The sequence below is a fragment of the Actinomadura kijaniata genome, from assembly GCF_014138665.1.
Lineage (GTDB): Bacteria > Actinomycetota > Actinomycetes > Streptosporangiales > Streptosporangiaceae > Spirillospora > Spirillospora kijaniata.
The window spans coordinates 209804-235779 of the sequence record NZ_JACJIA010000009.1; the positions used below are offsets into that span (position 1 = coordinate 209804).

At 75.1% G+C, this 25976-nt stretch carries 22 protein-coding genes; 14 read left to right on the forward strand and 8 right to left on the reverse strand.

Annotation, left to right across the window (positions count from 1 at the left end):
• Nucleotides 1–34: 34 nt before the first annotated feature.
• Nucleotides 35–4582: an FtsK/SpoIIIE domain-containing protein gene (locus HNR61_RS30640; RefSeq protein ID WP_182846628.1), complete on the reverse strand. Its 4548-nt coding sequence runs from the start codon at nt 4580–4582 to the stop codon at nt 35–37.
• A 433-nt stretch (nt 4583–5015) separates the two neighbouring features.
• Between HNR61_RS30640 and HNR61_RS30645 the strand changes: the two genes are divergently transcribed.
• The 9 genes from HNR61_RS30645 to HNR61_RS30685 are packed head-to-tail and all read left to right on the forward strand — an operon-like array spanning nt 5016 to nt 11498.
• A complete protein-coding gene (locus HNR61_RS30645) occupies nt 5016–5885 on the forward strand; it encodes a hypothetical protein (RefSeq protein WP_182846629.1) in 870 nt (289 codons plus the stop codon).
• A 4-nt stretch (nt 5886–5889) separates the two neighbouring features.
• Nucleotides 5890–6777 (forward strand): hypothetical protein, encoded by an 888-nt coding sequence (locus tag HNR61_RS30650; RefSeq protein WP_182846630.1) that lies wholly within the window; start codon nt 5890–5892, stop codon nt 6775–6777.
• Complete coding sequence (locus HNR61_RS30655) at nt 6778–8085, forward strand: TadA family conjugal transfer-associated ATPase (RefSeq protein ID WP_182846631.1); 1308 nt, start codon at nt 6778–6780, stop codon at nt 8083–8085.
• Nucleotides 8082–9038, forward strand: a complete 957-nt coding sequence (locus HNR61_RS30660) for a type II secretion system F family protein (RefSeq protein WP_312898170.1) — start codon at nt 8082–8084, stop codon at nt 9036–9038. Before HNR61_RS30655 ends, HNR61_RS30660 begins: the two co-directional genes overlap by 4 nt.
• Nucleotides 9035–9946, forward strand: coding sequence for a type II secretion system F family protein (locus HNR61_RS30665; RefSeq protein ID WP_182846632.1), 912 nt, complete (start codon nt 9035–9037; stop codon nt 9944–9946). Before HNR61_RS30660 ends, HNR61_RS30665 begins: the two co-directional genes overlap by 4 nt.
• A gap of 25 nt (nt 9947–9971) precedes the next feature.
• Nucleotides 9972–10184, forward strand: a complete 213-nt coding sequence (locus HNR61_RS30670; protein ID WP_182846633.1) for a hypothetical protein — start codon at nt 9972–9974, stop codon at nt 10182–10184.
• A 47-nt stretch (nt 10185–10231) separates the two neighbouring features.
• Nucleotides 10232–10618: a TadE/TadG family type IV pilus assembly protein gene (locus tag HNR61_RS30675; protein WP_246443992.1), complete on the forward strand. Its 387-nt coding sequence runs from the start codon at nt 10232–10234 to the stop codon at nt 10616–10618.
• Nucleotides 10618–11070, forward strand: coding sequence for a TadE/TadG family type IV pilus assembly protein (locus HNR61_RS30680; RefSeq protein WP_246443995.1), 453 nt, complete (start codon nt 10618–10620; stop codon nt 11068–11070). Before HNR61_RS30675 ends, HNR61_RS30680 begins: the two co-directional genes overlap by 1 nt.
• A complete protein-coding gene (locus HNR61_RS30685) occupies nt 11067–11498 on the forward strand; it encodes a TadE/TadG family type IV pilus assembly protein (protein WP_182846635.1) in 432 nt (143 codons plus the stop codon). Before HNR61_RS30680 ends, HNR61_RS30685 begins: the two co-directional genes overlap by 4 nt.
• Before the next feature lies 1 nt (nt 11499).
• Here HNR61_RS30685 and HNR61_RS30690 read toward each other — a convergent pair whose 3' ends face one another.
• Nucleotides 11500–12036, reverse strand: a complete 537-nt coding sequence (locus HNR61_RS30690) for an SMI1/KNR4 family protein (protein ID WP_220509983.1) — start codon at nt 12034–12036, stop codon at nt 11500–11502.
• Nucleotides 12037–12097: 61 nt separating this feature from the next.
• Between HNR61_RS30690 and HNR61_RS49465 the strand changes: the two genes are divergently transcribed.
• Together HNR61_RS49465 and HNR61_RS30700 are read left to right on the forward strand one after the other, a co-directional pair.
• Entirely contained in the window at nt 12098–13012 is a 915-nt protein-coding gene (locus tag HNR61_RS49465) for a LysR family transcriptional regulator (protein WP_312898171.1), read from the forward strand.
• A 9-nt stretch (nt 13013–13021) separates the two neighbouring features.
• Nucleotides 13022–13321 carry a DUF6506 family protein gene (locus tag HNR61_RS30700; RefSeq protein ID WP_182846638.1) on the forward strand — a complete coding sequence of 100 codons (300 nt, stop codon included), beginning with the start codon at nt 13022–13024 and terminating at the stop codon, nt 13319–13321.
• Nucleotides 13322–13323: 2 nt separating this feature from the next.
• Here the strand turns inward: HNR61_RS30700 and HNR61_RS30705 are convergent, their stop codons facing one another.
• Nucleotides 13324–14199 carry an RpnC/YadD family protein gene (locus HNR61_RS30705; RefSeq protein WP_182846639.1) on the reverse strand — a complete coding sequence of 292 codons (876 nt, stop codon included), beginning with the start codon at nt 14197–14199 and terminating at the stop codon, nt 13324–13326.
• Nucleotides 14200–14462: 263 nt separating this feature from the next.
• On the opposite strand from HNR61_RS30705, the gene HNR61_RS30710 reads away from it, so the two are divergent.
• Complete coding sequence (locus HNR61_RS30710) at nt 14463–17537, forward strand: BTAD domain-containing putative transcriptional regulator (RefSeq protein WP_312898172.1); 3075 nt, start codon at nt 14463–14465, stop codon at nt 17535–17537.
• A gap of 307 nt (nt 17538–17844) precedes the next feature.
• Here HNR61_RS30710 and HNR61_RS30715 read toward each other — a convergent pair whose 3' ends face one another.
• The 4 genes from HNR61_RS30715 to HNR61_RS30730 all read right to left on the reverse strand — a co-directional run bounded on the left by HNR61_RS30715 (nt 17845) and on the right by HNR61_RS30730 (nt 22160).
• Nucleotides 17845–18996, reverse strand: a complete 1152-nt coding sequence (locus tag HNR61_RS30715; RefSeq protein ID WP_182846641.1) for a YncE family protein — start codon at nt 18994–18996, stop codon at nt 17845–17847.
• 123 nt (nt 18997–19119) lie between these two features.
• Complete coding sequence (locus HNR61_RS30720; RefSeq protein ID WP_182846642.1) at nt 19120–20166, reverse strand: NYN domain-containing protein; 1047 nt, start codon at nt 20164–20166, stop codon at nt 19120–19122.
• Nucleotides 20167–20277: 111 nt separating this feature from the next.
• Nucleotides 20278–20520, reverse strand: coding sequence for an acyl-CoA carboxylase subunit epsilon (locus tag HNR61_RS30725; protein ID WP_182846643.1), 243 nt, complete (start codon nt 20518–20520; stop codon nt 20278–20280).
• A gap of 47 nt (nt 20521–20567) precedes the next feature.
• The gene (locus tag HNR61_RS30730; RefSeq protein WP_220509984.1) at nt 20568–22160 is read right to left on the reverse strand and encodes an acyl-CoA carboxylase subunit beta; all 1593 of its coding nucleotides are present in this window, start codon (nt 22158–22160) and stop codon (nt 20568–20570) included.
• Nucleotides 22161–22303: 143 nt separating this feature from the next.
• Here HNR61_RS30730 and HNR61_RS30735 point away from each other — a divergent pair, with 143 nt between their 5' ends.
• Both HNR61_RS30735 and HNR61_RS30740 read left to right on the forward strand, forming a co-directional pair.
• Entirely contained in the window at nt 22304–24943 is a 2640-nt protein-coding gene (locus HNR61_RS30735) for a phosphoenolpyruvate carboxylase (RefSeq protein WP_182846644.1), read from the forward strand.
• Complete coding sequence (locus tag HNR61_RS30740) at nt 24943–25392, forward strand: GNAT family N-acetyltransferase (protein WP_182846645.1); 450 nt, start codon at nt 24943–24945, stop codon at nt 25390–25392. The genes HNR61_RS30735 and HNR61_RS30740 overlap by 1 nt, the downstream gene beginning before the upstream one ends.
• On the opposite strand, the gene HNR61_RS30745 is transcribed toward HNR61_RS30740, so the two are convergent.
• The gene (locus HNR61_RS30745) at nt 25365–25922 is read right to left on the reverse strand and encodes a serine hydrolase (RefSeq protein ID WP_182846646.1); all 558 of its coding nucleotides are present in this window, start codon (nt 25920–25922) and stop codon (nt 25365–25367) included. The two genes, HNR61_RS30740 and HNR61_RS30745, sit on opposite strands and share 28 nt — an antisense overlap.
• Nucleotides 25923–25976 lie beyond the last annotated feature (54 nt).

Sequence of the window (25976 nt, forward strand, 5' to 3'; positions counted from 1 at the left end):
CCTGTCATCTGGCCCTGCCATCCGGCCCCGGGGTTCAGTCCTCGTCGCCCGGGGGAAGCGCCACCTGGATCTGCGTGGTCAGGCCCGTCGCCACGAACAGGCCCCGGCCCGTCGGGCCGGCCAGCGAGGCGTTGCGGGGCAGGCGCAGGCCGAACAGCTCCCCGTCGTCGGGGTTGTCCACCGACAGCAGCACGCCGGAGCGGGAGCGGCGGGTGTCGGCCAGGAAGCCCCGGTAGCCCCGGCCGAGGTCCTCGGTCGTGCCGCCGATGACCAGCGCGTGCTCGCCGTCGCGGGCCGTGCGCAGCACCTCGCGCAGGGCGTCGTCGAGGTCGGTCTCGTCGAGGAGCTCGGCGTCGTCCACCACCACGGCGTAGCGGTGCTCGTCGCCGATCGCCGCCTCCAGGTCCTCGATCCCGGCGTCGGCGGTGAGGTGCTTAAGGACGCCGGGCAGCCCCGCCAGGTCGCGCAGCGGCGAGCGGCGGGGGGTGACCAGGACCACCGGGACCAGGCCGCCGCCCACCGCCGGGTCCAGCAGGGAGCGCACGACGGTGCACAGCGCCGTCGAGCGGCCCGAACGCGGCGGGCCCGCGACGATGAAGCCCGGCCCCTCGTTCAGCAGGTCGACGCCCACCGGGGCCAGCGTGTCGCCGCCCACGCCCACCAGCGCCCACAGCGGCGACGGCGCCAGGAAGTCGGGGTCCAGCGCCATCGCCTCGCGGTAGGTCACGCGGACCGGCAGCTCGTCGACGTGCAGGGGGCGCTGGCGGCGGGGGAGGCGGCCGTACCGCGTCACGCACGCGCGCGCGATGTCCTGCAACGCCGACACCTGCGCCGTCCCGGACGGGTCGTCGCCCAGCAGGCCGATCTGCGACTCGCGCGGCGGGACGCCGGGACCCACCACCTCCAGCGCCCGCCCCGGCGGCATCGCGGCGGGCACCTGCTTGTCCTGCAACCCGGCGTAGCCGTAGTCGTTCGGGTCCGCCATCCGCAGGATCAGGCGGCGGTCGAACACCGTGGACACCTGCCCGGTCAGCCCCGAGCGGTCCCCGGTGAACACCGCGCGCAGCCCCACCGCCGCGCCCTCGCGCAGCAGCCGCAGGACCTGGTCGACCAGGCGGCCGTAGTCGTAGTGCTCGAACGCCGCGGTGAACCCCTCCCACCGGTCCAGCATCAGGACCATCCACGGCAGCCGGTCGGTGGCGGCGACGGCGGCGCGCTGCTCGGCCAGCGAGGCGAAGCCCGCCTCGGCCAGCAGCTGCTGGCGGCGGGCGACCTCGGCCGACAGCGCGGCCAGCAGGCGTTCGCAGCGGTCGAGCTGGTCGCGGGTGACCACGGCCCCGCAGTGCGGCAGCGACACCAGCGGCAGCAGCGCGTTCGCGCCGCAGTCGATCGCGTACAGGTGCACGTCGTAGGGGGAGCACGCCCCGGCCAGCGCCCCCGCGACGCTGCGCAGCGCCGTGGAGCGCCCGGACCGCGGCGACCCGGCCAGGTACAGGTGGCCGCCGCCCGCCAGCGGCAGCGTCAGCGGCTCCCGCGACTGCACCGCGGGCAGGTCCGTCACCCCGAACTCGATCGGCGGGACCTCCACCACCGACCCGCCCGCCGCCGTGCGCGGGGTCAGGCGGATCAGCTCCGGCAGCGGCGTCAGCCACGGCGACGGCCGGCGCTCGATCCCGGCCCGGCGCGCCGCCTCGCCCACCGCCTGCACCAGCACGGCCAGGTCGGTGACCATCGGCTCGGCGTCGCCCGGCTCGCGCGGCGCGGGCACCGGGCGTCCCAGCCCCGCCCAGGGCAGGGGCCGCACCGCCGCGCCCGGCGAGCGCCCCGCGGCGCCCGGCCGCCGCCCCCCGATCCGCGCCGACTGCACCGCCTGCGGCGACGACGCCCCGGAACGCACGTAGCAGCGTCCCGGCGTCGCCTTGGAGATCTGCGCGGCGGACGCGTCGTCCAGCACGTCGGTGGACTCGTCGGGGTCGGTGACGCGCAGGGCGATCCGCAGGTTGGTGTTGGCGCGGATGTCGGCGGTGACGACCCCGGCGGGCCGCTGCGTGGCCAGGATCAGGTGGACGCCCAGCGAGCGTCCCCGCCGCCCGATGTCCACCAGCCCGGCCACGAAGTCGGGCAGCTCGGTCACCATCGCGGCGAACTCGTCGATGACCAGCGTCAGCCGGGGCACCACCGGGAGGTCGGCGCGGGTGGCGCGCAGGTCGTTGTAGTCGTCGAGGTCCTTGGCCCCGGCGTCGAGCAGGATCTCCTCGCGGCGCCGCAGCTCGGCGGCGAGCGACTCCAGGGCGCGTTCGGTCGCGTGCCCGTCCAGGTCGGTGACCATCCCGACGGTGTGCGGCAGCCGCGCGCAGTCCTTGAACGCCGCCCCGCCCTTGTAGTCGATCAGCACGAACGTCATCTCGTCCGGCCGGTTCGCCACCGCCAGCGACGCGATCAGCGTCTGGAGCAGCTCGGACTTGCCCGCCCCGGTCGTGCCCGCCACCAGCCCGTGCGGCCCGTCGGCGCGCAGGTCCACGTGGAACACGCCGTCGGTCGTCACCCCGACCGGCACCCGCGTCGTCCGTCCGCCGGTCCGCGCCCACGCCTCCAGCACGTGCTCGGCGGTCGGCGTCCCCATGTCCAGCAGGTCCAGCAGCCGGGCGCCGGAGGGGAGCGCGTCCCCGGCGTCCTCGCGCGACACGTCCCGCACCGGCGCCAGCGCCCGCGCCATCCGGTCCGTCCACGACGTCGACACCTGGTCGGCCAGCACCGGCCCGATCACGTCCAGGCCCTCGCCGCGCAGCCGCACCGTCGCGGGCCGCGCCGGGTCCCAGGCGGCGACGGCGGCGCACTCCTCGGGGAGCAGCCGCTCCTCGTCGTCCACGCAGATCGCGTACAGCCCGTACTCGGGGCCGCGCGACAGCAGCATCGGCATGCCCGGAACGCGCCGCAGCGCCCGCGCCCCGTCCAGCACGACCAGGATGTTGTGGGGCGCGTGCTCGGCGGGCCGCTCCCGCCCGAAGAACGCCGAGGACGCCTGCGCCGCGCGCCGCCGTTCGGTGACGCGCATCGCCAGCTCGGTGACGCGGTGCGCGACCGACTCGGGGTCGGTGCCGACCAGCGCCGAGCACTCCTCGCCCTCGCGCGGCGCGCAGTGCGGCAGCCAGCGGACCCAGTTCCAGTCGGCGTCCGCGCCGGGGTCGGCGGTGAGCACGACGATCGCCAGGTCGCGGGGGCTGTGCAGCGCCGCCGCCTGCGCCACCAGCCACCGCGCCAGGCCCCGGGACGCGTCGCGCGGCCCGCACACCCCGAGCACGCCGAGGTCGGCCAGCGGCAGCGCCACCGGCACCATCCGCGACCGGGGGATCTCGACCCCGCCCTCGCCGTCCGGGGCGGGGTCGTTCCCGACCAGCTCGATCCGGGCGGGCAGGTCGGCCAGCCCGACCCGCAGGTGCAGCGCGTCGGCGTCGTCGCGGCGCCGCTCCCACAGCCGCCGCCGGGGCCCGGTCGCGGTCAGCAGCACCTCGGCGGGGTCGGGGTGCGCGGCGCGGCGTTCGGTCTCGTCCTCCCGCCGCAGCCGGTCCAGCTCGCCGCCGAACTCGGCGGACCTGCGCTGGTACTCCTTCAGCGCCTTCTTGTAGGACTTGCGGCCGTGGATCCGGTCGCCGACCCACTCGCCGAGCGTCATCACCGGCCACGCCAGCGCGAACAGCGCCCACCACCACTGCTGCAACGCGAACGCCATGACCAGCCCGAACGCCGAGAACAGCAGCGCCCCGAACAGCCGCAGCCGCTCCTTGGGGTTGCGTTCGGGGCGCTTGGGGACCTCCAGCCGCCGCGACCGGGCGGCGGGCCGCAGCCGGGGCGGCCGGTTGAACGCCAGCCCGCCCTCGGGGAGCGGCTCCAGGTGCGTGTCCGGCGCGCCGCTGGGAACGCAGGTCAGCACCATCGACCCGAGCGCCAGCATCCCCCCGGACGGCCAGGCGGCGGGCCCGGTCAGCTCCGTCCCGTCCAGCCAGGCGCGGGTCTGCTCGACCGGCGCGACCTCCACCCGGTCCCGCCCCACGGTGATCCGCAGCGCGCGCGCCGGGATCCCCGGGTCGTCCACCGTGATGTCCGCGCCCGAGCCCGATCCCGGCGACCCCGACCCGAGGGTGCTGTCGCCGAGCCCGAGCCGGTGCACCGACCCGGCGGCGGGCCCGGACACGACCCGCACCTCCACCAGGCCGGTCGGCTCGCCCTGCAGGGTCGCGGCGGCGGCCCGCCGGTCCAGCGCGACCACCGCGCCGTCGCGCAGCTCCTTGGCCGCCAGGGCCTGCGGGTCGACCATCCGGCCGTCCAGCCACAGCGCCCGCCGCCCCGCCCCGGCGCTGTCGCGGGCGCGCGTCGCGGTCGCGAGCGCCTGCTTGGTGAAGCGCGGCCCGGGAACGCCGGAGGGCCCGGTCGCCGGTCCCGGCGCCCGCGCGGCCGCGGGCGCGTCGTCGTCCAGCGCGCGGAAGAGGGCGTGCGCGACCTCCCCGACCGTCTGGCCGGAGTCCAGGTCGATCACGATGTCCCGGGGCCCCCGCGCGGTCAGCGCCGTGCACGAGATCCGCATGCGAGCCTCCGTATCGATCGCGATGTCCCGGGGTCTGGGGCCGTCGGCGCCGCCTGCCCGTCCGTTCCGCGACCTCGTGCGCGCGCCGTGCGGGACAGCTTAATTACCCGTGCCGACGGAATCGGGCCGCTACCGGCGATCCACGACCTGACCTGCGGAGACACCGGCGATTCGGGTCGAATGGAACGGACATAACGCCCATATCAATCTGTCCGTATTCGTCCGTGTCAGTGATTCGTGTGACCGTTCGTCAGAGTCCAAGTGGCCGGCGAAAACCCTGGTCAGGGCGGTCCCTCCGGACACGGCGGGTCACGGGACGGCTTCACCTCACCGAATCCATTGACGCGACGTCGCGCCCCCCGCAAGCATGGATCGCTCGGTGTTTCGGGATCTCGCGGTGAACGGCGGCTCCCGAGGGGCGGGGAAGGAGCACGTGGCCAGCGCGATGAAGTCTGACCAGTCGGCCGTCAGGGGCGGTGTCACCAACTCCCGGCCGGGATCCGGGCAGCCGGGGCTGGGCTCCGGGCTGGGTTCCGGGGGCGGGCAGCGACTCCCCGTCGCGCCCCGCGAACGCAAGCCCGCGCTCGCCGCGCTCGCCGTACTGCTCATTCTCGGCGGCGCGCTGACCAGCGCCTACCTGGTGATGGCCAGCGGCCAGCGGGTCTCGGCGATCATGATCACGCAGCCGGTCGCGGCGGGCCAGCAGATCCCCGCCGGCGCCATGCGGGAGGTGCAGATCGGCGACACCGGGGTCCCGTACATCAACTGGTCCCACCGCTCCGAGGTCGCCCGCAACTACGCCCTCGTCCCGCTGTCCCCGGACACGCTGCTCACCAACAGCATGGTCAGCCGCAACAGCGCCGCCCACAGGGGCCGCCTCGTCGTCGGCCTCGCCCTCAAGCCGGGCCAGCTCCCCGCCACCAGGGACCTGGCGGTCAACCGGCACGTCAGCCTCTACGCGGTCGGCGGCGGCAACAACAACAGCGGCCCGCGCCCCGGCACGGTCCTGTCCACCGACGCGATCATCGTGAACATCCACCAGCCGGGCGGCGGCAGCCGGATCCGCGACGACCAGACCACCCTGGACGTCGCCGTCCCGCCCGGCGAGGTCGCCCAGCTCACCCAGGCGGCCTCCGCCGGGGCGGTCGCCGTCGCGCTGATCCCCGACGGCACGCGGGTGACCCCCGGCTCCGGGACGCCGCCCGCCACCGACGAGAAGCCCGCCCGCCCCGGCAGCGGCGGGCAGAGCCCCGGCACCACCCCCGCGGACGGCACCCCGTCCCCCGGACCAGGCGGGAACTGAACCAGTGGCACTGATCGCGCTCGCGGCGGACAAGGGCGCGCCGGGCGTCACCACCGCGGCCGTCGCGCTCGGCGCGGTGTGGCCGCGCCCGGTGCTGGTCGCCGAATGCGACCAGGCGGGCGGAGACCTGGTCTACCGCCTGCCCGCCGCCGCCCCGGACGACGGCACGGGCGGCGGCACGGGCGGCGGCACGGCCATGCTCAACCCCGCGCGCGGCCTGCTCAGCCTCGCCGCCACCGCCCGCCGCGGCCTGCGCCCCGACCAGATCGCCGAGCACTGCCAGCGCCTGGTCGGCGGCCTGGACGTCCTGGTCGGCATCACCGGCGCCGAGCAGGCCCAGGGGATGACCTGGCTGTGGGGGCCGCTGGCCCGCGCGTTCGCCGGGCTGGACCCGGTGGACGTGCTCGCCGACTGCGGGCGGCTCGGCGCCGGCACCCCCCTCATCGACCTGATGCGGGAGGCCGACCTGGTCGTGCTGTTCACCCGCGCGACCCTGGAACAAGTCGCCCACCTGCGCGAACGTCTCGCCGTCCTGGCCACCGAGCTGCGCGGCGGCCCGCCGATCGGGGTGATCGTGCTGGCCGACCCCCGCGACTACCGCGCCTCGATCGCCGAGGTGGACCGCATCGTCGCCGGCGCCCACCAGCGCCTGCGCGCCGAGGCGTCGGCGTCCGGCCCGCCGCCCGCGCCGGTCACCGTGCTGGGCGGCCTGGCCCTGGACCCCAAGGGCGCGGAGCTGCTGTCGGGCCAGTGGGGCGGGCGGCTGGACCGGTCGCTGCTGATCCGCTCGGCCCGCGAGGTCGCCGCGACGCTCGTCGGCCGCCTGGCCGCGCGCCCCGCCGCGCCGCAGCCCGGGGCGCGACCCGAGCCCGAGTTGGAGGGGAGGCGCTAGATGGACCACGGCCTGGTCAAACGGCTCCGCCAGGAGGTCGGCGACCGCCTCGCCCAGCAGCGCCGCCTCGACGCCGCCCACGGCCTGCCGCCGATGTCGGGCGAGGACGAGCGCCAGTTCGCCCGCGCCCTGATCGGCCAGGTCCTGGAGGAGTACGCGCGCGGCGAGATCACCGCCGGTCGCCGTCCCCCCAACGCCGAGGAGGAGGAGGCCCTCGCCGCGGGCGTCCACGCCGCGCTGTTCGGCGTCGGCCGCCTCCAGCCCCTGCTGGAGGACCCCGAGATCGAGAACATCGACATCAACGGCTGCGACCGCGTGTTCGTCGGCTACGCCGACGGCCGCGAGGTCATGGGCGAGCCGGTCGCCGAGTCCGACGAGGAGCTGGTCGAGCTCATCCAGATCCTCGCCGCCTACAGCGGCCTGTCGTCGCGGCCGTTCGACACCGCCAACCCCCAGCTCGACCTGCGGCTGCCCGACGGCTCCCGGCTCTCGGCCGTCATGGACGTCACGGTCCGGCCCGCGCTGTCGATCCGCCGCGCCCGCCTGGGCAAGGTGTTCCTGTCCGACCTGGTCGGCACCGGCACGTTCACCCCGGAGGTCGGCCGCTTCCTGCGGGCCGCCGTCCTCGCCCGCAAGAACATCATGATCGCCGGGGCGACCAACGCCGGGAAGACCACCCTGCTGCGCGCCGTCGCCAACGAGATCCCCCCGAACGAACGCCTCATCACCGTCGAACGCGCCCTGGAACTCGGCCTGGACGCCTTCCCCGAACTGCACCCCAACTGCGTCGCGTTCGAGCAGCGCCTGCCCAACTCCGAGGGCCAGGGCGCGATCTCCATGGCCGAGCTGGTCCGCCGCTCGCTGCGCATGAACCCCTCCCGCGTCATCGTCGGCGAGGTCCTCGGCGACGAGATCGTCACCATGCTCAACGCGATGACGCAGGGCAACGACGGCTCCCTGTCGACCATCCACGCCAACTCCTCCATGGAGGTCTTCAACCGCATCGCCACCTACGCGATCCAGTCCGAGGAGCGCCTGCCCGTCGAGGCCACCCACATGCTGATCGCCGGGGCGATCGACTTCGTGGTGTTCATCCAGAAGCGCAACGACTACGCCACCGGCGGGCGGCTGCGGCGGTACGTCGCCAGCGTCCGCGAGGTGACCGGCTGCGACGGCCGCGTGCTGTCGTCGGAGGTGTTCGCGCTCGGGCCCGACGGCGCCGCCGTCCCGGCCGCGCCGATCTCCTGCGCCGACGAGCTGGCCGAGTTCGGCTACGACACCGCCTACGACGGGGCCGGTGCCTGGTGAACGCGCCCGACGTCATGCTCGCGATCCTCGCCGGGGGACTCGCGGGCGGCGGCGTGGTCCTGCTGGTGCTGGCGCTGCGCGGGATGCCCGTCCGGCCCGGCCGCCCCGGCCGGTCCCGCCGCGGCCTGGTGCAGACGCTCACCACCCGCGCGGCGCTGGCGAGCATGGCCGGCGTCCTGGTGCTGGTCTTCACGCGCTGGCCGATCGCCGCGATCGGCACCGCCGTCCTCGTCCTCGGCTGGAACGGCCTGGCGGGCGGCGCGGCCGAGGAGCGCCGCGGCATGGCCCGGCTGGAGGCCCTGGCCGCCTGGACCGAGTCGCTGCGCGACACCATCGCCGGCGCGGTCGGCCTGGAGCAGGCGATCCCGTCCTCGCTGCGCGCCGCCGCGCCCGCCCTGCAACGCCCGCTGAGCGACCTGGTGGACCGCCTGCACACGCGCGTCCCGATGCCCGACGCGCTGCGCCGCTTCGCCGACGACCTGGACGACCCGTCCGCCGACCTGGTCATCGCCGCCCTGATCCTGAACGCCCGGCTGCGCGGTCCGGGCCTGCGCGACATGCTGGGCGCGCTGGCGGGGTCGGCCCGCGCGGAGCTGGACATGCGGCGCCGGGTGGAGGCGGACCGGCGCTCGACGCGGCGCAGCGTCCGCATCGTCGTCGGGGTGTCGGTCGGCACCGCGCTCGGCCTGGCGGTGTTCAACCACTCCTACGTGGAGCCCTACGACGACCTCCTCGGGCAGCTCGTGCTGTGCGTGGTGATCGCCCTGTACGCGGGGGCGTTCCTGTGGCTGCGCCGCCTGGCCCGGCACGAGATGCCCGCCCGCTTCCTGTCCGGGGGGAACGCCGACCGGCCCGGCGTCCCCGGCCAGGTCCCCTCGACGGTCGCGGGCTGGCAGGGCCGCGCGCTGCGCGGCCGCCACACCATGGACGCGGGGGGAGGGGGACGCCAGTGAACGGTCCGCTGCTCGCCGGCGCGGTCGTCGGACTCGGCCTCTACCTGCTGTACCGCGCGCTGTTCCCGCCGCGCCCCGGGCTCGCGGCGCGGCTGGCGGCGTTCGACGCGGCCCGCCGCCGCGGCCAGGAGAACGCCCGCCGCGTGTCCCCGCGCCTGGAGAGGGTCGGCGGCCTGCGCGCCCGGGTGGGCCGGCCGCTGGCCGCCCTCGCCGAGCAGCGGGGCTGGAAGCTGCGGTCGGTCCGCGCCGACCTGGCGATCACCGACCGGTCGCTGGAGGGGTTCCTGGCGACGAAGTTCCTGCTGCCCGCCGCCGCGCTGCTGTTCATCCCGCTGATGGCGGGGTACTTCGCGCTGCTGGGGTTCGGCGCGTCCCTCCAGTTCCCGGTGTGGGTCTGCCTGCTGCTGGCCGCGCTGTTCTTCTTCATCCCCGACATGCAACTGCGCCAGGAGGCCAAGGAGCGCCGCCAGGACTTCCGGCACGTGGTCGGCGCGTTCCTGGACCTGGTCTCGATGAACCTGGCGGGCGGGCGCGGCGTCCCCGAGGCGTTGCAGACGGCCGCGGGCGTCGGCGACGGCTGGGCGATGCAGCGCATCCACGAGGCCCTGGCCAACGCCCGCATCACCGGTCAGACTCCCTGGCAGGCCCTGGGCGGCCTGGGCGAGGAGCTGGACATCGCCGAGCTCAGCGATCTGGCGGGCGCGCTGGCCCTGGTCGCCGACGACGGCGCCCAGATCCGCAAGTCCCTGTCGGCCCGGGCCGCGTCGATGCGCAGCCGGGAGATCTCGGAACTGGAGGGCAAGGCGGGCGAACGCTCCCAGAGCATGCTGATCGCGCAGATGCTGCTGTGCCTCGGCTTCCTGCTCTTCCTGGTCTATCCCGCCCTGATACGGATCATGTCCACCTGACGACCGAGTCGAAGGAGAGAACCCCGTGAACCCCCAGAACGACCCGCTCGTGGTCTACCTCAAGGCGATGCTCGACACCCGGGTCCGGCGGCTCCGCGACGGGGCCGCCGACGACACCGGCGCGTCGGCCGTCGAATGGGCGATCATCACCGGCCTGCTGGCGCTGCTGGCGATCGCCGTCGGCGGCATCATCTACCGGATCGTCACCAACAAGGCCAACAGCATCAACGTGGGGTAGCGGCGGTGCGTCGGCGTTCCCGCCCCCGGGACGAGGGGGTGTCCTCGATGGAGTGGGCCCTCCTGACGCCCGTGCTGCTGCTGGCGCTGCTGCTGGTGGTGCAGTTCGCGATGGTCTACCACGCCCGGCACGTCGCGCTGGCGGCGGCGCAGGCGGGCGCGCGCGTGGCCCGCACCCAGCCCGACGGCGGCGGCTGGCAGGACCAGGCCGTCGCGAAGGCGACCGGCGACGTCCGCCAGATCGGCGCGAACCTCCTGACGGGCCTGCGCGTGCGGGCCGGGGAGAACGGCGACCAGCGCTGGGTCGAGGTCAGGGGCGAGGCGGTACGGGTGGTGCCGTTCATGACGTTCCACGTCACCCAGCGGTCCGAGGGACCGATCGAGTGCTTCCGGCCCGACGTCGGCTCCGGCACCGCCTGCGAGGGGGCGGGCTGATGCGCGCGCGGGACGACCGGGGCTCGATGTCGCTGGAGATGGTGCTGATCACCCCGCTGTTCGTCGCGTTCCTGCTGCTGCTGGCGGGGGCGGGCCGGCTGGTGGACGCCAAGAGCCAGATGGACGGCGCCGCCCGCGACGCGGCCCGCGCCGCCTCGGTGGCGCGCAGCGCGGGCGGCGCGCAGGGCATGGCCCAGGACGCGGCCGCCGCCACCCTCCGGACCAGCCGCTGGTGCGCGGGCGGCCCGAGGGTGAGCACCGACACCGGCGCGTGGGGCCCCGGCGGGCGCGTGGCCGTGACCATCACCTGCGACGTGGACCTGGGCGACCTGGCGTTCATCGGACTGCCGGGCAGCAAGACGCTGACCGGCCGCGCCCTGGCCCCGATCGACACCTACACCTACCGGGGCACCGACGGCGTCGACACCCCGCCGGGAGGTGACGGCCGATGAGCCGGGAACCGGACCGCGACCGCGGCGCGGCCAGCCTGTACGTGGTGCTGTTCACCCCGATCGTCTTCGTCCTCGCGGGCCTGCTGGTGGACGGCGGGCTGGCCATCCACGCCCGCCAGCGCGCCGCCGACATCGCCGAGCAGGCGGCCCGCGCGGGCGCCGACGAGATCGACGACGCCCGCCTCCGCGAGACGGGCGAGCCGATCCTGGACCCGGGCCGGGCCCGCGCGGCGGCCTGCGCGTTCGTGGGGGACTACGGCGACAACGTGACCGGGCGCGGCTGCGACGCCGACGAGGACGAGGTGACGGTCGAGGTGCAGCTCACGGTGGACTCCCATTTCCTGGGGATCCTGCCGGGGCTGGGGTCGTTCACGGTCCGCTCCTCGGCCTCGGCCCAGCCCATGACCGGCCAGGACGACGCGCCCTGACCTACCCGGCCAGGCGTCCGGCCGCGTTCGGCCAGGGGACCAGGGCGGCGGCGTCCGAGCCGGGCTCCTCGTCCCACCACCACCGGCCCGTCAGCCACTTCTCCAGCCACGCCGCCAGCGACGGCGCGTCGTGGAACCACGCCTCGGGACGGCCGCCGCCGTAGGGGTTCGGCTCGTAGAGCAGGACGGGGGCGCGCTCGTCCAGGCAGTCCACCGCCGCGTACATGCCGCACCCCCAGTCCAGGACCGGCGTCACGCCGCGGGGCCAGTACCAGCCGCCGCCGGGGTTGGGCTCGCGTTCCTCCCAGTAGGCGGTGACGACGGTCGGGCCCGGTCCCGAGACCGGGAGCAGCCGCCGGCCCGGCCCGAAACCACCGTTGGCGACCTCGCGGTACAGGCACGCCAGCAGCGGAGGCAGGGCGAACCCCAGCTCGGCCTCGGCGACCGCGATCTCCGCCTCGCTCGCGCACTCGGGCAGCCGTTCCTCCGTCGCGCGGGCCTTCGCCGCGACCCGCCGCACCAGATCGGTGTTCCCCATGTATCCGATCATGCCGACCGGAGCCGACATTCCCGCCGCCGGACATGGCACTGTGGCCTCCGTGGAACTGCGGCAGCTGCGGTACTTCGAGGTCGTGGCGCGGGAGGGGCACCTCACCCGCGCGGCGGGGCTCCTCGGCATCAGGCCCACCTCCCTCAGCCAGCAGATCATCGCGCTGGAACGCGAACTCGGCGCGCCCCTGTTCCACCGGACCCCGGGCGGCATGGCGCCCACCGACGCCGGGCGCGCGCTGCTGCCCTACGCGCGCCGCTCCCTCGCCGCCGCCGAGGCGGGCGCCCGCGCCGTCCACCGCGTCGCCGACGGCGACCGGGCGTGGCGCGTCGGCGTGACACCGGGAGCGCCCGCCGGCGTGGTGGCGTCCCTGCGCACGCACGCCGGCGACGCCGACCTGCGGGACCTGCCGGTGAGCCGCCAGCTGGCGCGGCTGCGCGACGGCACCCTGGACATGGGCCTCGTCGTGCTGCCCGCCGACACCGGGGACCTGGAGATCCGCGTGGTCGGCGACGTGCCGCTGGGGGTGCTCATGGCGTCCCGGCACCCGCTGGCCGCACGCGACGAACTCGACTGGGGCGACCTACGCGACCAGGACCTGCTGTGGTTCGACCGCGACCTCGCCCCCGGCTACCACGACGCGATGCTCGACGCCTTCCACGCCGCGGGCTGGCGGCCGCGCCGCGTCCGCCCGGGACCGCCCCGCCGGTCGCTGTTCGCCGCCGAGCTGGCGCACACGCCGTCGCTGGTGGCGATGCGCCCCCACCGGGACGAGGCCGTCGGCGCGGACCTCACCTGGCGGCCGCTCCCGAACGCCCCGCGCCTGCGCCACGCCCTGGTGTGGGACCCGTCACACCCGTCCGCCGCCCGGCTGCGCGCCCTGGCCGCCGAACTGGCCGCTGAGGCCGGGCCTCACGCCGATGAGGGAACGCCTCGTGGACGCGCCGCCGACCACCCCGGTTAGCTGCCGCGCATGGCACTCACCCACTGGGGCTTCATCTACGTGGCCGACGGCTGCGACCCCGCCCGCGACATCACCGTCAACGACACCGGAACCTGCCGCACCGTCCTGGTCGGCGTCTCCCGCCCCGACCAGGCCCCACCGGTCGCGGCCCGCCTCGCCGCCGACGGCGCGCAGCTCATCGAGCTGTGCGGCGCGTTCGGCCCGACCTGGACCGCCCGGGTGATCGAGGAGCTCGACGGCCGCGTCCCCGTCGGCACGGTCACCTACGGCCCCGAAGCGACCCACGCCCTCCACACCCTCTTCTTCTGACCTCAGGCTCCGTCCGTGCCGAACAGCTCCGCCGCGGATGTGGCGGTGCCGGCACGGCGGAGCCAGGTGGTCAGTTGGTCGAGGTCGGTGCAGGAGAGGATGCGTTCGCGCGCGTCGTGGGGGATCTCGACGCCGCGCCCTTCCAGGACGGTCAGAAGCGCCTCGGCCTCACCCTCGGCCTTGCCCTCGGTCCTGCCCTGGCTGAAGATCTCCTTGCCCATCGGGGTGACGATGCGAAGCGGGGCGGACGCCTTCATGAGCTCCTCCAGGATGCGCCGCACGGCGGGCGGAGAGATGTCGTATGCGTGTTCATTGTATTTCACAGCGTGATCGGGAGGTAGGACGGCGACGGCCTGAAGGAACGCCTCGGCGACCGGCCGGTGGGTGCCGTGGGCCATCACGGACAGCATCGCCAGCTCCGGATAGGCCGCCGCTTCCTCCGGATCGGTGATCCGAGGGATCCGGGCGGGACCGAGCGCCGCCACGGGAAGGGTGTACCCCGGTAGCGAGGTCTCGACGGGACGTGCGTAGAACTCGGCGGCCTTGTCGGTCGGACAGATCACCAATGGTGTGACCGGGCAGTCCATCATCAGCCACAACGCCGCCGCGTACCGGGGCAGTTGCTTGCGTTTGGACTCCTCCGGCTTCTGCTGGACCTCCACGGGGATGACGTGGACCGGCTGCTGTGGCGGGCCGATCACGGTGACGGTGTCGACGTGGAGGTCCTGGGAGTTCCGGGTGTTGAGGCTGCCGCTTTCGGCGCGGACGAGGGCGTTGCGGGGCAGGTCGTGCCCCAGCCCGTCACGCAGGAGATCGACGGCGAGCTCGGGACGTTCCTTGAACGTCTCGGTCAGGATGTCGTGCCAGGGGGTCGGCATGGCACGGAAAGTTACCGATGATCTACTGATCGTGTTCGGCCTTGCGAAAGAGCCGCTGTGGAACGTGTGACCGGTCGGGACTCGACCGGTCAGGAAGAGTGAGGCGGGATAGTTATCCGCTGGGCATTGCGGGCTTGTGGGCCGTGTTTACGATGGCTTGGGGTCAGCTCGATCACAGGCCGGCGACCGATCGATCGGATGGGCGCGCAATGGTGACACGACAGGCTGGCGGCCCGGGACTCGGCCGGGGCCCGCGGCGGCCGGTGAAGATCAGGCATCGGCGCGGGCCCGGCGAGGTGCTGGCGGGGCTCGGCGCCCTCGCCGCGCTGGCGGCCCTGCTGGCGGGCGTGCCGTACGCGCTGGTGACGTTCTTCGGCTCGCCGGTCCCGGACGAGCTGCCGAGCGTGTCGGACCTGACCGAGCAGGTCGGGCCCGAGCAGCTGCTGACCGTGCTGGTGGCGCTGGTCTGGCTCGCCTGGCTCCAGCTCGCGGCGTGCGTCGTCGTCGAGGTCTACGCGGCCGTGCGGGGTGTCGGGGTCCCCGCGCGGGTGCCGCTGGCCGGGGGAACGCAGTCGCTGGTGCACCGCCTCGTGGTGGCGGCGCTGCTGCTGTTCACGGCGACGACGGCGGTGATGCCCGCGTTCGCCGGACGGGAGCTGTCCCACACCCCGGTGCAGACGCAGTCGCAGGAGTTCCACCGGATCCCGGTCGCGCAGGAGCCGCGGCAGGCCCCCGAGCAGGCCGCGGAACGCGTCGCCGAGGAGCTCGCCGGCACCCCCGCCGCCAAGGCCCGCACCACGAAGATCTACCGCGTGCGGCCGCCGGAGGGGCGGCACCACGAGAGCCTGTGGGAGATCGCCGAGAAGTGCCTGGGCGAGGGCCGCCGGTACAAGGAGATCTACGAGCTGAACAAGGGGCGGACGCAGCCCGACGGCAGCAGGCTCAGCATCGCCAGCCTGATCCGGCCCGGCTGGATCCTGGAGATGCCCGCCGACGCCAAGGGCGTGCGGGTCGTCGCCGTCCAGGACCTCGACGACTACTACGAGCACGGGCGCGACGTCCCCGAACGGGACGAACGCCCCGACCCCCCGAAGCAGCCCGACCCTTCCGAACGGCCCGAGCCGCCGAAGCAGCCCGCGCCGGAGACCCCGGCCCCCGCGCCCCCGGCTCCGCCCCTGAAGACCGAGACCCCCCGCCCGGAGCCCCCGGCCTCCGCCAAGCCCGCCGAGACGGCGAAGCCCTCGGAGACGCCCCGCCCCACCGAGACGGCCAGGCCCTCCGAGTCACCCAAGCCCTCCGCGACGCCCAAGCCCGCGGAGACGGCCAAGCCCTCCGAGACGGCCAAGCCCTCCGAGACGCCCAAGCCCTCCGGGTCGGCGCGGCCCGGTGGGGAGTTCGGCGGCAGTGCCGAGACCGGCGGGGCCAGCGTTCCCGGGCGGGAGAGCGCCAAGCAGGAGACCTCCCCCTTCTCCGCCGAGTTCGGCTGGCCGGAGGGGCTGGCCGCCGCCTCGCTGCTCGCCGCCGGGCTGCTCAGCGCGCTCGGGCGGCGGCGCCGGGAGCAGATGTGGCGGCGGGCGTTCGGGCACATGATCCCCCGGCCCGAGGGACGCGCCGCGCGGACCGAGCAGGCCCTTCGCGTCGGGGCCGACAACACCGCCGCGCACCTGCTCGACCTCGGCCTGCGGCACCTGTCGAAGTCCATGGCCGCCGGGGGCCGCGCCCTGCCCACCGTCTACGGCGTCCATCTGGGGTCGGGCAGCCTCGACCTGTGGGTCGCCCCGGCCGACCGGAACCCGCCCGCCCCCTGGGAGGCGTTCGACGACGGGCAGGTGTGGCGGCTGCACGCCGGGGCGCTGCCGCAGCTGGAGGCGGCCGGTCTCGCGGACGTGCTCGCCCCCTACCCGGGACTCGCCTCCATCGGCACCAACGACAACGGCCGCATCCTCGTCGACCTGGAGGCCGCCCACGGGCTCATCGCCGTGCGCGGCCCGGACGAGCAGCGCCGCGCGGTGCTGGCCGCCCTCGCCCTGGAGCTGGCCACCAACCGCTGGTCCGACCACATGCGGATCACGCTGGTCGGGTTCGGGCAGGAGCTCGCCGAGGGACTGGCCGAGGTCGCGCCGGACCGCGTCCGCGCGGTGCCCACCCTGGTCGAGGCGCTGCCGGAGCTGGAGGCGCGCAGCGAGGAGGTGCGGCAGGCCCTGGCCGCCTCCGGCGTGGACTCGGTGCTGACCGGACGCTGCCGCGGGGTGTTCGGCGAGGCGTGGATGCCGCACTACCTGATCATGGCGGACGAGCCCGACGAACGCGACGCCGACCGCCTGGTCGCCCTCGCCCGCACCGGGACGCGCATGGCCGCCGGCTACCTCCTCCCCGGCGACGTGCAGGGCGCGACCTGGACCTGGGAGGTGGACGAGGACGGGCGGCTGCACGCGGGCGTGCTCGGCTTCGAGGTCGCGGCGCAACTGGTGCCCGAGGAGCAGTACCGGGGCGTGTTCGAGCTGTTCCGCACGGCCGACCGCGTGGACTCGACCCCGCTGCCCGAGCCGTCCGACCAGGTCCAGCCGCCGAACGCCCAGCAGGCGTCGGCGGAGCTGCGCCTGCTCGGCCCGATCGAGGTGGACGCGCCCGGCCCGATGGACGAGTCGCGCCGCGCGCTGTGCACCGAGGTCCTCGTCTACCTGGCCACCCACCCGAACGGCGTGCACCCCACGGTCCTCGGCGGCGCGATCTGGCCGCGCGGCGTCAGCGCCAGCGTCCGGGACGCCACGATCGCCCGCGTCGGCGACTGGCTCGGCCTGGACTCCCGGGGCCGCCCCAACCTCTACACCGACGACCGGGGCCGCATCCGCCTCGGCTCGGAGGTGCGGGTCGACTGGGCGGTGTTCCGCTGGCTGGTGTGGCGGTCGGCGGCCGAGCCCGCCTCCGAGGTCGCCTACATGTCCTACGCGCTGGACCTGGTGCGCGGCCCGGCGCTGGCCGACCGGCCGCGCGGCCGTTACGCCTGGCTGGCCGGGGAGGACCTGGAGTACGAGGCGTCGGCGCGGGTGGTGGACGTGGCGCACCGGCTGGTCCTGCTGCGGCTGGACGAGGGCGACGCGCGCGGCGCGGTCGCGGCGGCGCGGGCCGGGCTGCGCCTGGCGCCCGACGACGAGGGCCTGTGGCGGGACCTGCTGCGCGCCACGCACGCGTCCGGCGACGTCGCCCAGCTCCAGGCGACCGCGAACGAGCTGCGCGACCGCCGGGCCCGCGACCCGTACCTGGACCAGCTCCAGCCGGAGACCGAGGCGCTGGTGGAGGAGCTGCTCCCGGAGTGGCACCAGGTCTCGGTCCGCTAGGCGGTATTTCAAAGCCCTGGCCTACTGCGCTCGCCCTGGGGGCTCGCTTCTTACCAGGTCTTGGCGAGCGCGGCATCGCTTCGCGATCTGGCCTGCGGGCCCTCGCCTCCGGCTTCGGGCCCGCAGGCCAGGTAACGCGCTCGCGTGCGTGGCTGGGGTCCGGCCCGCGGTGCTCGCCTGGCGGCCCGCGGTGCTCGCCTGGCGGCCCGCGTCGTGACCGGGCCCTGGCGGGCGCGGTGGCTCAGAACACGCTCCAGGACGTGCCCCGAAGCCCGCGGCGGTGCCGCCCACGCGGACGGCTCGGGACTCAGCGGTAGAGGCCCGGTCCGCCCAGTGAGCGCCGCCCCGGCTGGGGGTGCACCAGTGGGGCCCGCGGTGTTCCGCCGACCTTCACCCGGCGCACCACCCGGCCCGTGCGCGTGGACAGCGCGTACACGACGCCGCTCGCGGGGGCCGACAGCCACAGCAGGCCGCCGTCGGCCGACAGCCCGCCCGCCTCGGCGGCCCCGCCGCGCGGCAGCGCCCAGCGCGCCACGACCCGCCGCGTGCCGAAGTCGACCGACGTCACCGTCCCGGACCCCAGCACGAACAGCCGCCGCGCGCTGCGGCTCACCACCAGCCCCCGCGCTCCCGGCCCCGTCGGGACGAACCCCGTCTCCCGCAGCCGGATCGCGTCCACCAGCCGCACCCCGCCCGCCCCCGCGTCGGCGACGTGGAACGTCGTCCCGTCCGGCGAGAGCCGCAGGTCGCCCGGGCGCGACTCGGCGGGCAGCGCCAGCGTCCCGGTGACCTCGCGGCGCGCCGGATCGATCCGCACCAGCCGCCCGCCGCCGCAGCTGGCCACCAGGAACGTCCCGTCGGCGGAGAAGTCGGCGTGGCGCGCCGCGCACGGCAGCCGCAGCACGCCGCGCGCCCGCATCGTGCGCGGGTCGTGGAAGACCAGCCGCCGCCGCGCCGCCCCCAGCGCCAGCGCGGCCTGCCCGGACGGGTCGAAGTACACGCCGTCCGCGCCGAACGCCCGCGACGGCCGGCCCGCCCGCCCCGTGCGCGGGTCCAGCGGGACGAACCCGCCGCCCACCGCCCACAGCCGCCGCAGGTCCCACCCCGCGACGACCCGTGCCGCGCCCGCCCGCACCCGCGCGACGACCCGCAGCGTCCGCTGGTCGATGACGTCGACGGTGCGGGTGCGGGCGTTCGGCACGTACAGCCGGGGCGGGGCCGAGCGCGCCGCCGCGGTGAGCACCCCGGCCCGGGTCGCCGCGTACACGTCGGGGCGCGTCGCCGCGACCGGGATCCCCGCCCCGGAACGCGGCGCGGGCGTCGCCGGCGTGACGTAGGGCGCGGGCCCGCCGAGCGCCGCGAACGGAGCGCCCGGCCCGCCCTGGCCCGGCCGGCGGAACGCGACGGGCGACTCGCACCCGGCCGCCGCGCACCCGGTCAGGAGCGCCAGAGCCGACACGGCCCGGAGGTGCCGGAGCGCACCCGGGCGATGACCCCACATCACGGCGGGGACTGTACCCGTTCGTCACGCCCCGTGCCCGAACAATCACAAAACCCGACGTTCGTGGCCGGGGCGCCGGGGTCAGTCGGACTTGCCGATCCCGATGCCGAACTCGCGGTACACGCGCTCCCAGAAGCCGTCCCGCAGCCAGGTGCGGGCCTCCTGGTAGGGGCGCAGGGAGCCGCCGAGCTCCTTCTCCGCCTCGATCAGCAGCTCCTTGTCGATGACCGGGGGCAGGATCGGGCCGGGCAGCAGGTCGCGGATGTTGTCGCGGCCCCGCTCGAAGATCCACTTCTGGGCGACGTGCTCGCCGATCTCCAGCATGTGGTCGCGGTCGGGGCCGAGCTTGCCGTCGGAGACGCCGGAGGCGAGGCCGGTGGAGTTCATCGCGGCGGCGACGGTCGCGGGCGTCGGGGCGGCCGGGCCGCGCGCGGTGGCGGCGGCCGGGGCCGGGCGCACCGACGGGACGCGCCCCGCGAACACCTGCGCCGGGGACGGGACGGGCGTCCGCTCGACCGGGCCGCCGCCGGGGACGGCCGCGGGCGGCGCCGGGACCGGCAGCACCTTCGCCTTGGTGAAGTACGGCCGCAGGAAGTCGGCCTGGAGCACCTCCACCGTGTCGGACTCCCACACCAGCCACTCGGCCTGGTTGGAGCCGTGGGTGGGCTCGACGCCCCACAGGTGGACGCGGACCCCGTAGCGCTGCGCGGCCTCCACGGCGGGCAGCATGTCCTCGTCGCCCGCCAGCAGCACCGCGTCGGTGATCGCGCGGTGCCGGGCCAGGGCCTCCAGGTCGGCGCGGAGCTGGGCGTCCACGCCCTTCTGCTGGCCCTGCGCGTTCAGGTTGCCGAGCCGCAGCTTCACCAGCGGGAGGTTGGCGATGACGCGCTGGTCCACCGTCGGCTGCCGCTTGGGCGCGGCGTCGAACCAGTACACCCGCAGCAGCTCGCCCAGCAGTTGCTCGTCGGCGTGCGAGGTCAACGCCTTGATCAGCTTCTCGGCGGCCACCCGGTACTCCCGGCGGGAACTGCACCCCAGGAGCAGCGCACCGGAGGCCGCGTAGAGGTATCCCGCGTCGACGAAGATGGCGTATCGCGCGGGCTGTGGGACGAACTCCGAGGTGGCCATGGCCTTTCACCTTATTCGTGTGAAGGCCGTTCGAGTGGGTGAACCACGGTTAGATGTCGTTCCGCATGTCCCGCCGCCCCCGCGACGGCCAGAGGGGGCGGCGGGAACGCGTCAGCGGGGCAGCGCGCTGGCGCGCCACGCGCCCGTCCCGCGCGGCGGAACGCCCTCGGCGACCGGCCCGCGCAGCCCGCGCGACCGGTCGGCCCACCGCGACACCGGCCCCGGCTCCCCGGCGGAGCGGGCCGCGGCGGCGGTCCGGGCGCGCGCGGTCAGCACGGCCACCAGCGCCGCGACCTCCTCGGGCGTGGGGTCGCCCCGCACGATCTGCAGGAACGGCTTGTCCTCGGCGCTCATCGGGATCTCCTTCGACGGCGGGCGGCCGGTGCTCCGGCGGGGGTGCTCTACAGCGGGATGTTGCCGTGCTTCTTCGGGGGCAGCGTCCGGCGCTTGTCGCGCAGCGCCCGCAGCGCCTTGACGACCTGGCCGCGGGTCTCCGACGGCTTGATCACCGCATCGACGTAGCCGCGCTCGGCAGCGACGTAGGGGTTGGCGAGGGTGTCCTCGTACTCGGTGATCAGCTCGGCGCGGCGGGCGTCGGGGTCCTCGGCGGCGGCCAGCTCGCGCCGGTAGAGGATGTTGACCGCGCCCTGCGCGCCCATGACCGCGATCTGGGCGGTCGGCCACGCCAGGTTGACGTCGGCGCCCAGGTGCTTGGAGCCCATGACGTCGTAGGCGCCGCCGTACGCCTTGCGCGTGATGACGGTGACCAGCGGGACGGTCGCCTCGGCGTAGGCGTACAGCAGCTTCGCGCCGCGCCGGATGATGCCGTTCCACTCCTGGTCGGTGCCCGGCAGGAAGCCGGGGACGTCCACGAACGTCAGCACCGGCACGTTGAACGCGTCGCAGGTCCGCACGAACCGCGCGGCCTTCTCCGAGGCGTCGATGTCGAGGGTGCCCGCGAACTGCATCGGCTGGTTGGCGACGACGCCGACCGAGCGGCCCTCGACCCGGCCGAACCCGACGATGATGTTCGGCGCGTACTGCGCGTGGACCTCGAGGAACTCGCCGTCGTCCAGCACGTGCTCGATGACGGTGTGCATGTCGTAGGGCTGGTTCGGCGAGTCGGGGATGAGGGTGTCGAGCTCCTCGTCCGGCTCGTTCGGGTCGACCGGGACCTCGAACGCCGGGGGCTCGGCGAGGTTGTTCGACGGCAGGTACGACAGCAGCGCCTTGACGTACTCGATCGCGTCGTCCTCGTCGGAGGCCTGGTAGTGCGCCACCCCGGACTTCGAGCTGTGGGTGTGCGCGCCGCCGAGCTCCTCGAACGTCACCTCCTCGCCGGTGACCGTCTTGATCACGTCGGGGCCGGTGATGAACATGTGCGAGGTCTTGTCGGCCATGACGATGAAGTCGGTGATGGCGGGGGAGTACACCGCGCCGCCCGCGCACGGGCCGAGGACCAGGGAGATCTGCGGGATGACGCCGGAGGCGTGCACGTTCCGCTTGAAGATCTCGGCGTACAGGCCGAGCGCGACCACGCCCTCCTGGATGCGCGCGCCGCCGGAGTCGTTGATGCCGATGACCGGGCAGCCGGTCTTCAGCGCGTGGTCCATGACCTTGCAGATCTTCTCGCCGAACACCTCGCCCAGCGAGCCGCCCGCCACGGTGAAGTCCTGGCTGAACACCGCCACGTGACGGCCGTCGACCGTGCCGTGGCCGGTGACCACGCCGTCGCCGTACGGGCGGTTCCTCTCCATGCCGAAGTTCGTCGAGCGGTGCCGCGCCAGCTCGTCGAACTCGACGAACGAGCCGGGGTCGAGCAGCGCGTCGATCCGCTCGCGCGCCGTCATCTTGCCCTTGGCGTGCTGCTTTTCGACCGCACGCTCCGAGCCCGCGTGCACCGCCTCGTACCGGCGCCGTTCCAGATCCGCGATCTTTCCCGCCGTCGTGTGGATGTCAATGTCCACCGCGGGTTCAGGAGCTTCCATCGCCATGCCGTGAAGGGTAACCGGACGCTGATGCGGTGCGCCGCACCGGGGCCGACCTGCCGCGGGCACGGCACGCTCGAAGAGACCCGCGACCCTCGCCACCAGGCCAGTTAACAAGGACGAAACGGGCGCTCCACTACGCTGAGGCCGTGGCTGAACAGAGCAGTGAGACGACCCGCGACACCCTCCGGCAGGAGCTGCCGGAACCGCTGCGCCGCGACGTACGGCTGCTGGGCGCGATGCTCGGCGACTCGCTCGTCGAGTACGGCGGCCGGGAGCTGCTCGACGACGTCGAGCGGCTCCGGCACGCGGTGATCGCCGCCCGGCGGGGCGAGACCGGCTCCGCCGAGGTCGCCGCGCTGGTGGACTCCTGGTCGCTGGAGCGCGCCGAGCAGGTCGCCCGGGCGTTCACCGTCTACTTCCATCTGACCAACCTCGCCGAGGAGCACCACCGCATCCGCACGCTGCGGGAACGCGACACCGGCGACGGCACGGTGTCCTCGTCGATCGAGGCGGCCGTGGCGGCGGTGCGCGCGTCGGCCGGGGACCGGATCGCCGAGACCGTCGAGGGGCTGGAGTTCCGGCCGGTCTTCACCGCCCACCCGACCGAGGCGCGGCGGCGCGCCGTGGTCACCGCCATCCAGCGGATCAGCGACCTGCTGGCCGGGCTGAACGCCGGTCCGGGCGTCTCCGAGCGGGCCGAGACCGAGCGGCGGCTGCGCGAGGAGATCGACCTGCTGTGGCGCACCGCGCTGCGCCGCAACACCCAGATGGACCCCCTGGACGAGGTCCGCACGGCGATGGCGGCGTTCGACGAGACCATCTTCCGGGTGGTGCCGCGGATCTACCGGGCGCTGGACGCCGCGCTCGACCCCGAGGGCACCGGGACGCGGCCGCCGCGGGCCCGCCCCTACATCCGGTTCGGGTCGTGGATCGGCGGGGACCGGGACGGCAACCCGTTCGTCACCGCCGCCGTCACCCGCGACGCCATCATGATCCAGGCCGAGCACGTGCTGCGCGCGCTGGAGGCCGTCTGCGCCCGCGTCGGCCGCGAGCTGACCGCGCACGAGTCCACCACCCCGCCGTCGGCGGCGCTGCGCAACGCGCTGGCCGCCGCCCGCACCGCCCAGCCCGCGATCCTCGCCGGGATCGTCAAGCGGTCGCCGGGCGAGCCGCACCGGCAGTTCCTGCTGTACGCGGCCGAACGCGTCCGCGCCACCCGCGAGCGCGACGCCGACCTGGCCTACGGGTCGCCGGACGAGCTGCTGGCCGACCTGCGGACCGTGCAGGAGTCGCTGGCCGCCGCCGGGGCGGACCGGCAGGCGTACGGGCGGTTGCAGAACCTGGTCTGGCAGGTGGAGACGTTCGGGTTCCACCTGGCCGAACTGGAGATCCGCCAGCACTCGGAGCTGCACGAGAAGGCCCTGGCGGAGGTCCGCGCCGGCGGCCCGCCGTCGGAGATGACCGAGGAGATCCTCGACACGCTGCGCGTCGTGGCCTGGATCCAGTCGCGGTTCGGCGTGCGGGCCTGCCACCGCTACATCGTGTCGTTCACGCGGTCGGCCGAGGACATCGCCAACGTCCACGCGCTCGCCGCCTCCCTGGGCGACCACGCCCCGACGCTCGACGTGATCCCGCTGTTCGAGACCGGCGAGGACCTGGAGCGCGCCCCGCGCGTCCTGGAGGGCATGCTGGAGATCCCGGCCGTGCGGCGGCGCCTGGCGGAGACCGGCCGCCGCCTGGAGGTCATGCTCGGCTACTCCGACTCGGCCAAGCAGCTCGGCCCGACCAGCGCCACGCTGCGGCTGTACGACACCCAGGAGGCGCTGACCGCCTGGGCCGCCGACAACGACATCACGCTGACGCTGTTCCACGGCCGGGGCGGCTCCCTGGGCCGCGGCGGCGGCCCCGCCAACCGCGCGATCCTGGCGCAGGCCCCCGGCTCGGTCGCGGGCCGGTTCAAGGTGACCGAGCAGGGCGAGGTGATCTTCGCGCGGTACGGGCACCCGCAGATCGCGCGCCGCCACGTCGAGCAGGTCACCAACGCGGTCCTGCTCGCCTCCACCGGGCCGGTGCAGGAACGCGCCCGCGCCGCCGCCGTCCGGTTCCGCCCGCTGGCCGACAAGATCAGCGAGGCGGCGAAGGGGGCGTTCCGGTCCCTGATCGAGACCGAGGGCTTCGCCGAGTGGTTCGGCCGGGTCAGCCCGCTGGCCGAGATCGGCGAGCTGCGCATCGGGTCGCGCCCGGCCCGCCGCAAGGCCGCCCGCGGGCTGGAGGACCTGCGGGCGATCCCGTGGGTGTTCGCCTGGACGCAGACCCGCGTGAACCTGCCCGGCTGGTACGGCCTGGGCTCGGGCCTGGCCGCCGTGTCCGGCGACGGCGCGGACCTGGCCGAGCTGCGGGAGGCGTACGCGGCGTGGCCGCTGTTCCAGTCGCTGCTGGACAACGCGGAGATGAGCCTGGCCAAGTCCGACCGGGCGATCGCCGCGCGCTACCTGGCGCTGGGCGACCGGCCCGAGCTGACCGAGACGGTCCTCGCCGAGTACGACCGGACGCGTTCCCTCGTCCTCGCCGTCACCGGCCACGAACGGCTGCTGGAGAACCGCCGGGTCCTGTCCCGCGCCGTCGAGCTGCGCAACCCGTACGTGGACGCGCTGTCGCACCTGCAACTGCGGGCGCTGTCGGCGCTGCGGGCGGGCGTCGCCGACGACGCCGAGCGCGAGCACCTGGAGCAGCTCCTGCTGCTGTCGGTCAACGGCGTCGCCGCGGGCCTGCAGAACACCGGCTGATGGACGTCCGGATCCGGCCCGCGGTCGCCGCCGACCGCGGGCCCGTCGAACGGATCGTCACGGCGGCCTACACGCCGTGGATCGAGGTCCTCGGCGTCCGGCCGCTGCCGATGGAGGCCGACTACGGCGCGCTGATCGGGGCCGGGCGCGTCTGGGTCACCGACCCGCCCGCCGGGCTGGTCGTCCTCGTCCCCGAGGACGGCTGCCTGCTGGTGGAGAACGTGGCCGTGGACCCCGCGTTCCAAGGCCGGGGCCTGGGCCGCCGCCTGATGGCGTTCGCGGAGGAACGGGCCCGCGCGCTGGGCCTGTCCCGCCTCCGCCTCTACACCAACGCGCTGATGGCCCGGAACATCGCGCTCTACGAGCGCCTCGGCTACCGCGAGACCGGACGGGAGACGTTCCCGACCGGCCACCGCGCCGTTCACATGGACAAGTCGCTGACCTGGTAGGCGGTCGTCCAGAAGTCCTGGGAGAGGCGCAGCGTGTCCGGAGCGTCCATCGCGGCCTGGGTGAGCAGGACGCCGTCGAGGTCCTCGGCGGGGTCGGCGTAGGCGGAGGTGCCCAGGCCGCCGTCCCACCCGAACTGGCCCACCCCCGCGTGGTCGCGGCGGAACGTCCGCACCGCCATCCCGAACCCGAAGCCGCCCTGCCGCCCGAACCCGCCCGCGCCCTGGCTCGCGAAGAACGCGTCCTTGCCCGCCCGCTGCCCGTCGGTGAGGTGGTCCATGGTCATCAGCTCGACGGCGGCGCGTGACAGGACGCGTTCGCCCCGGTGGACGCCCTTGTTCAGCAGCATCCGCTGGAACGCGTGGTAGTCGTCCACGGTCGAGACCAGGCCGTCACCGCCGTTCGGGAACGCCGGGGCCCGGCTCCACGTGACGTCCCAGCACCTCGCGCATCCGCCGCAGCCCCGACTCCGACAGCCCGTCGTGCCGTCCGCGCCCGGACCGGTCGCGTACCTCCCGGCGCAGGCGGTCACGGACGTCCCGGCCGATGCCGCCGCGGATCCCGCGCTCGACCGGTTCCCGCATCT

Excerpts from the sequence above, each read along its gene's own strand:
- HNR61_RS30640 (WP_182846628.1), bottom strand. The coding sequence starts at position 4,582 with ATGCGGATCTCGTGCACGGCGCTGACCGCGCGGGGGCCCCGGGACATC.
- HNR61_RS30655 (WP_182846631.1), top strand. The coding sequence starts at position 6,778 with ATGGACCACGGCCTGGTCAAACGGCTCCGCCAGGAGGTCGGCGACCGC.
- HNR61_RS30675 (WP_246443992.1), top strand. The coding sequence starts at position 10,232 with ATGGAGTGGGCCCTCCTGACGCCCGTGCTGCTGCTGGCGCTGCTGCTG.
- HNR61_RS30680 (WP_246443995.1), top strand. The coding sequence starts at position 10,618 with ATGCGCGCGCGGGACGACCGGGGCTCGATGTCGCTGGAGATGGTGCTG.
- HNR61_RS30685 (WP_182846635.1), top strand. The coding sequence starts at position 11,067 with ATGAGCCGGGAACCGGACCGCGACCGCGGCGCGGCCAGCCTGTACGTG.
- HNR61_RS30690 (WP_220509983.1), bottom strand. The coding sequence starts at position 12,036 with ATGGGGAACACCGATCTGGTGCGGCGGGTCGCGGCGAAGGCCCGCGCG.
- HNR61_RS30700 (WP_182846638.1), top strand. The coding sequence starts at position 13,022 with ATGGCACTCACCCACTGGGGCTTCATCTACGTGGCCGACGGCTGCGAC.
- HNR61_RS30705 (WP_182846639.1), bottom strand. The coding sequence starts at position 14,199 with ATGCCGACCCCCTGGCACGACATCCTGACCGAGACGTTCAAGGAACGT.
- HNR61_RS30720 (WP_182846642.1), bottom strand. The coding sequence starts at position 20,166 with ATGGCCACCTCGGAGTTCGTCCCACAGCCCGCGCGATACGCCATCTTC.
- HNR61_RS30725 (WP_182846643.1), bottom strand. The coding sequence starts at position 20,520 with ATGAGCGCCGAGGACAAGCCGTTCCTGCAGATCGTGCGGGGCGACCCC.
- HNR61_RS30730 (WP_220509984.1), bottom strand. The coding sequence starts at position 22,160 with ATGGCGATGGAAGCTCCTGAACCCGCGGTGGACATTGACATCCACACG.
- HNR61_RS30740 (WP_182846645.1), top strand. The coding sequence starts at position 24,943 with ATGGACGTCCGGATCCGGCCCGCGGTCGCCGCCGACCGCGGGCCCGTC.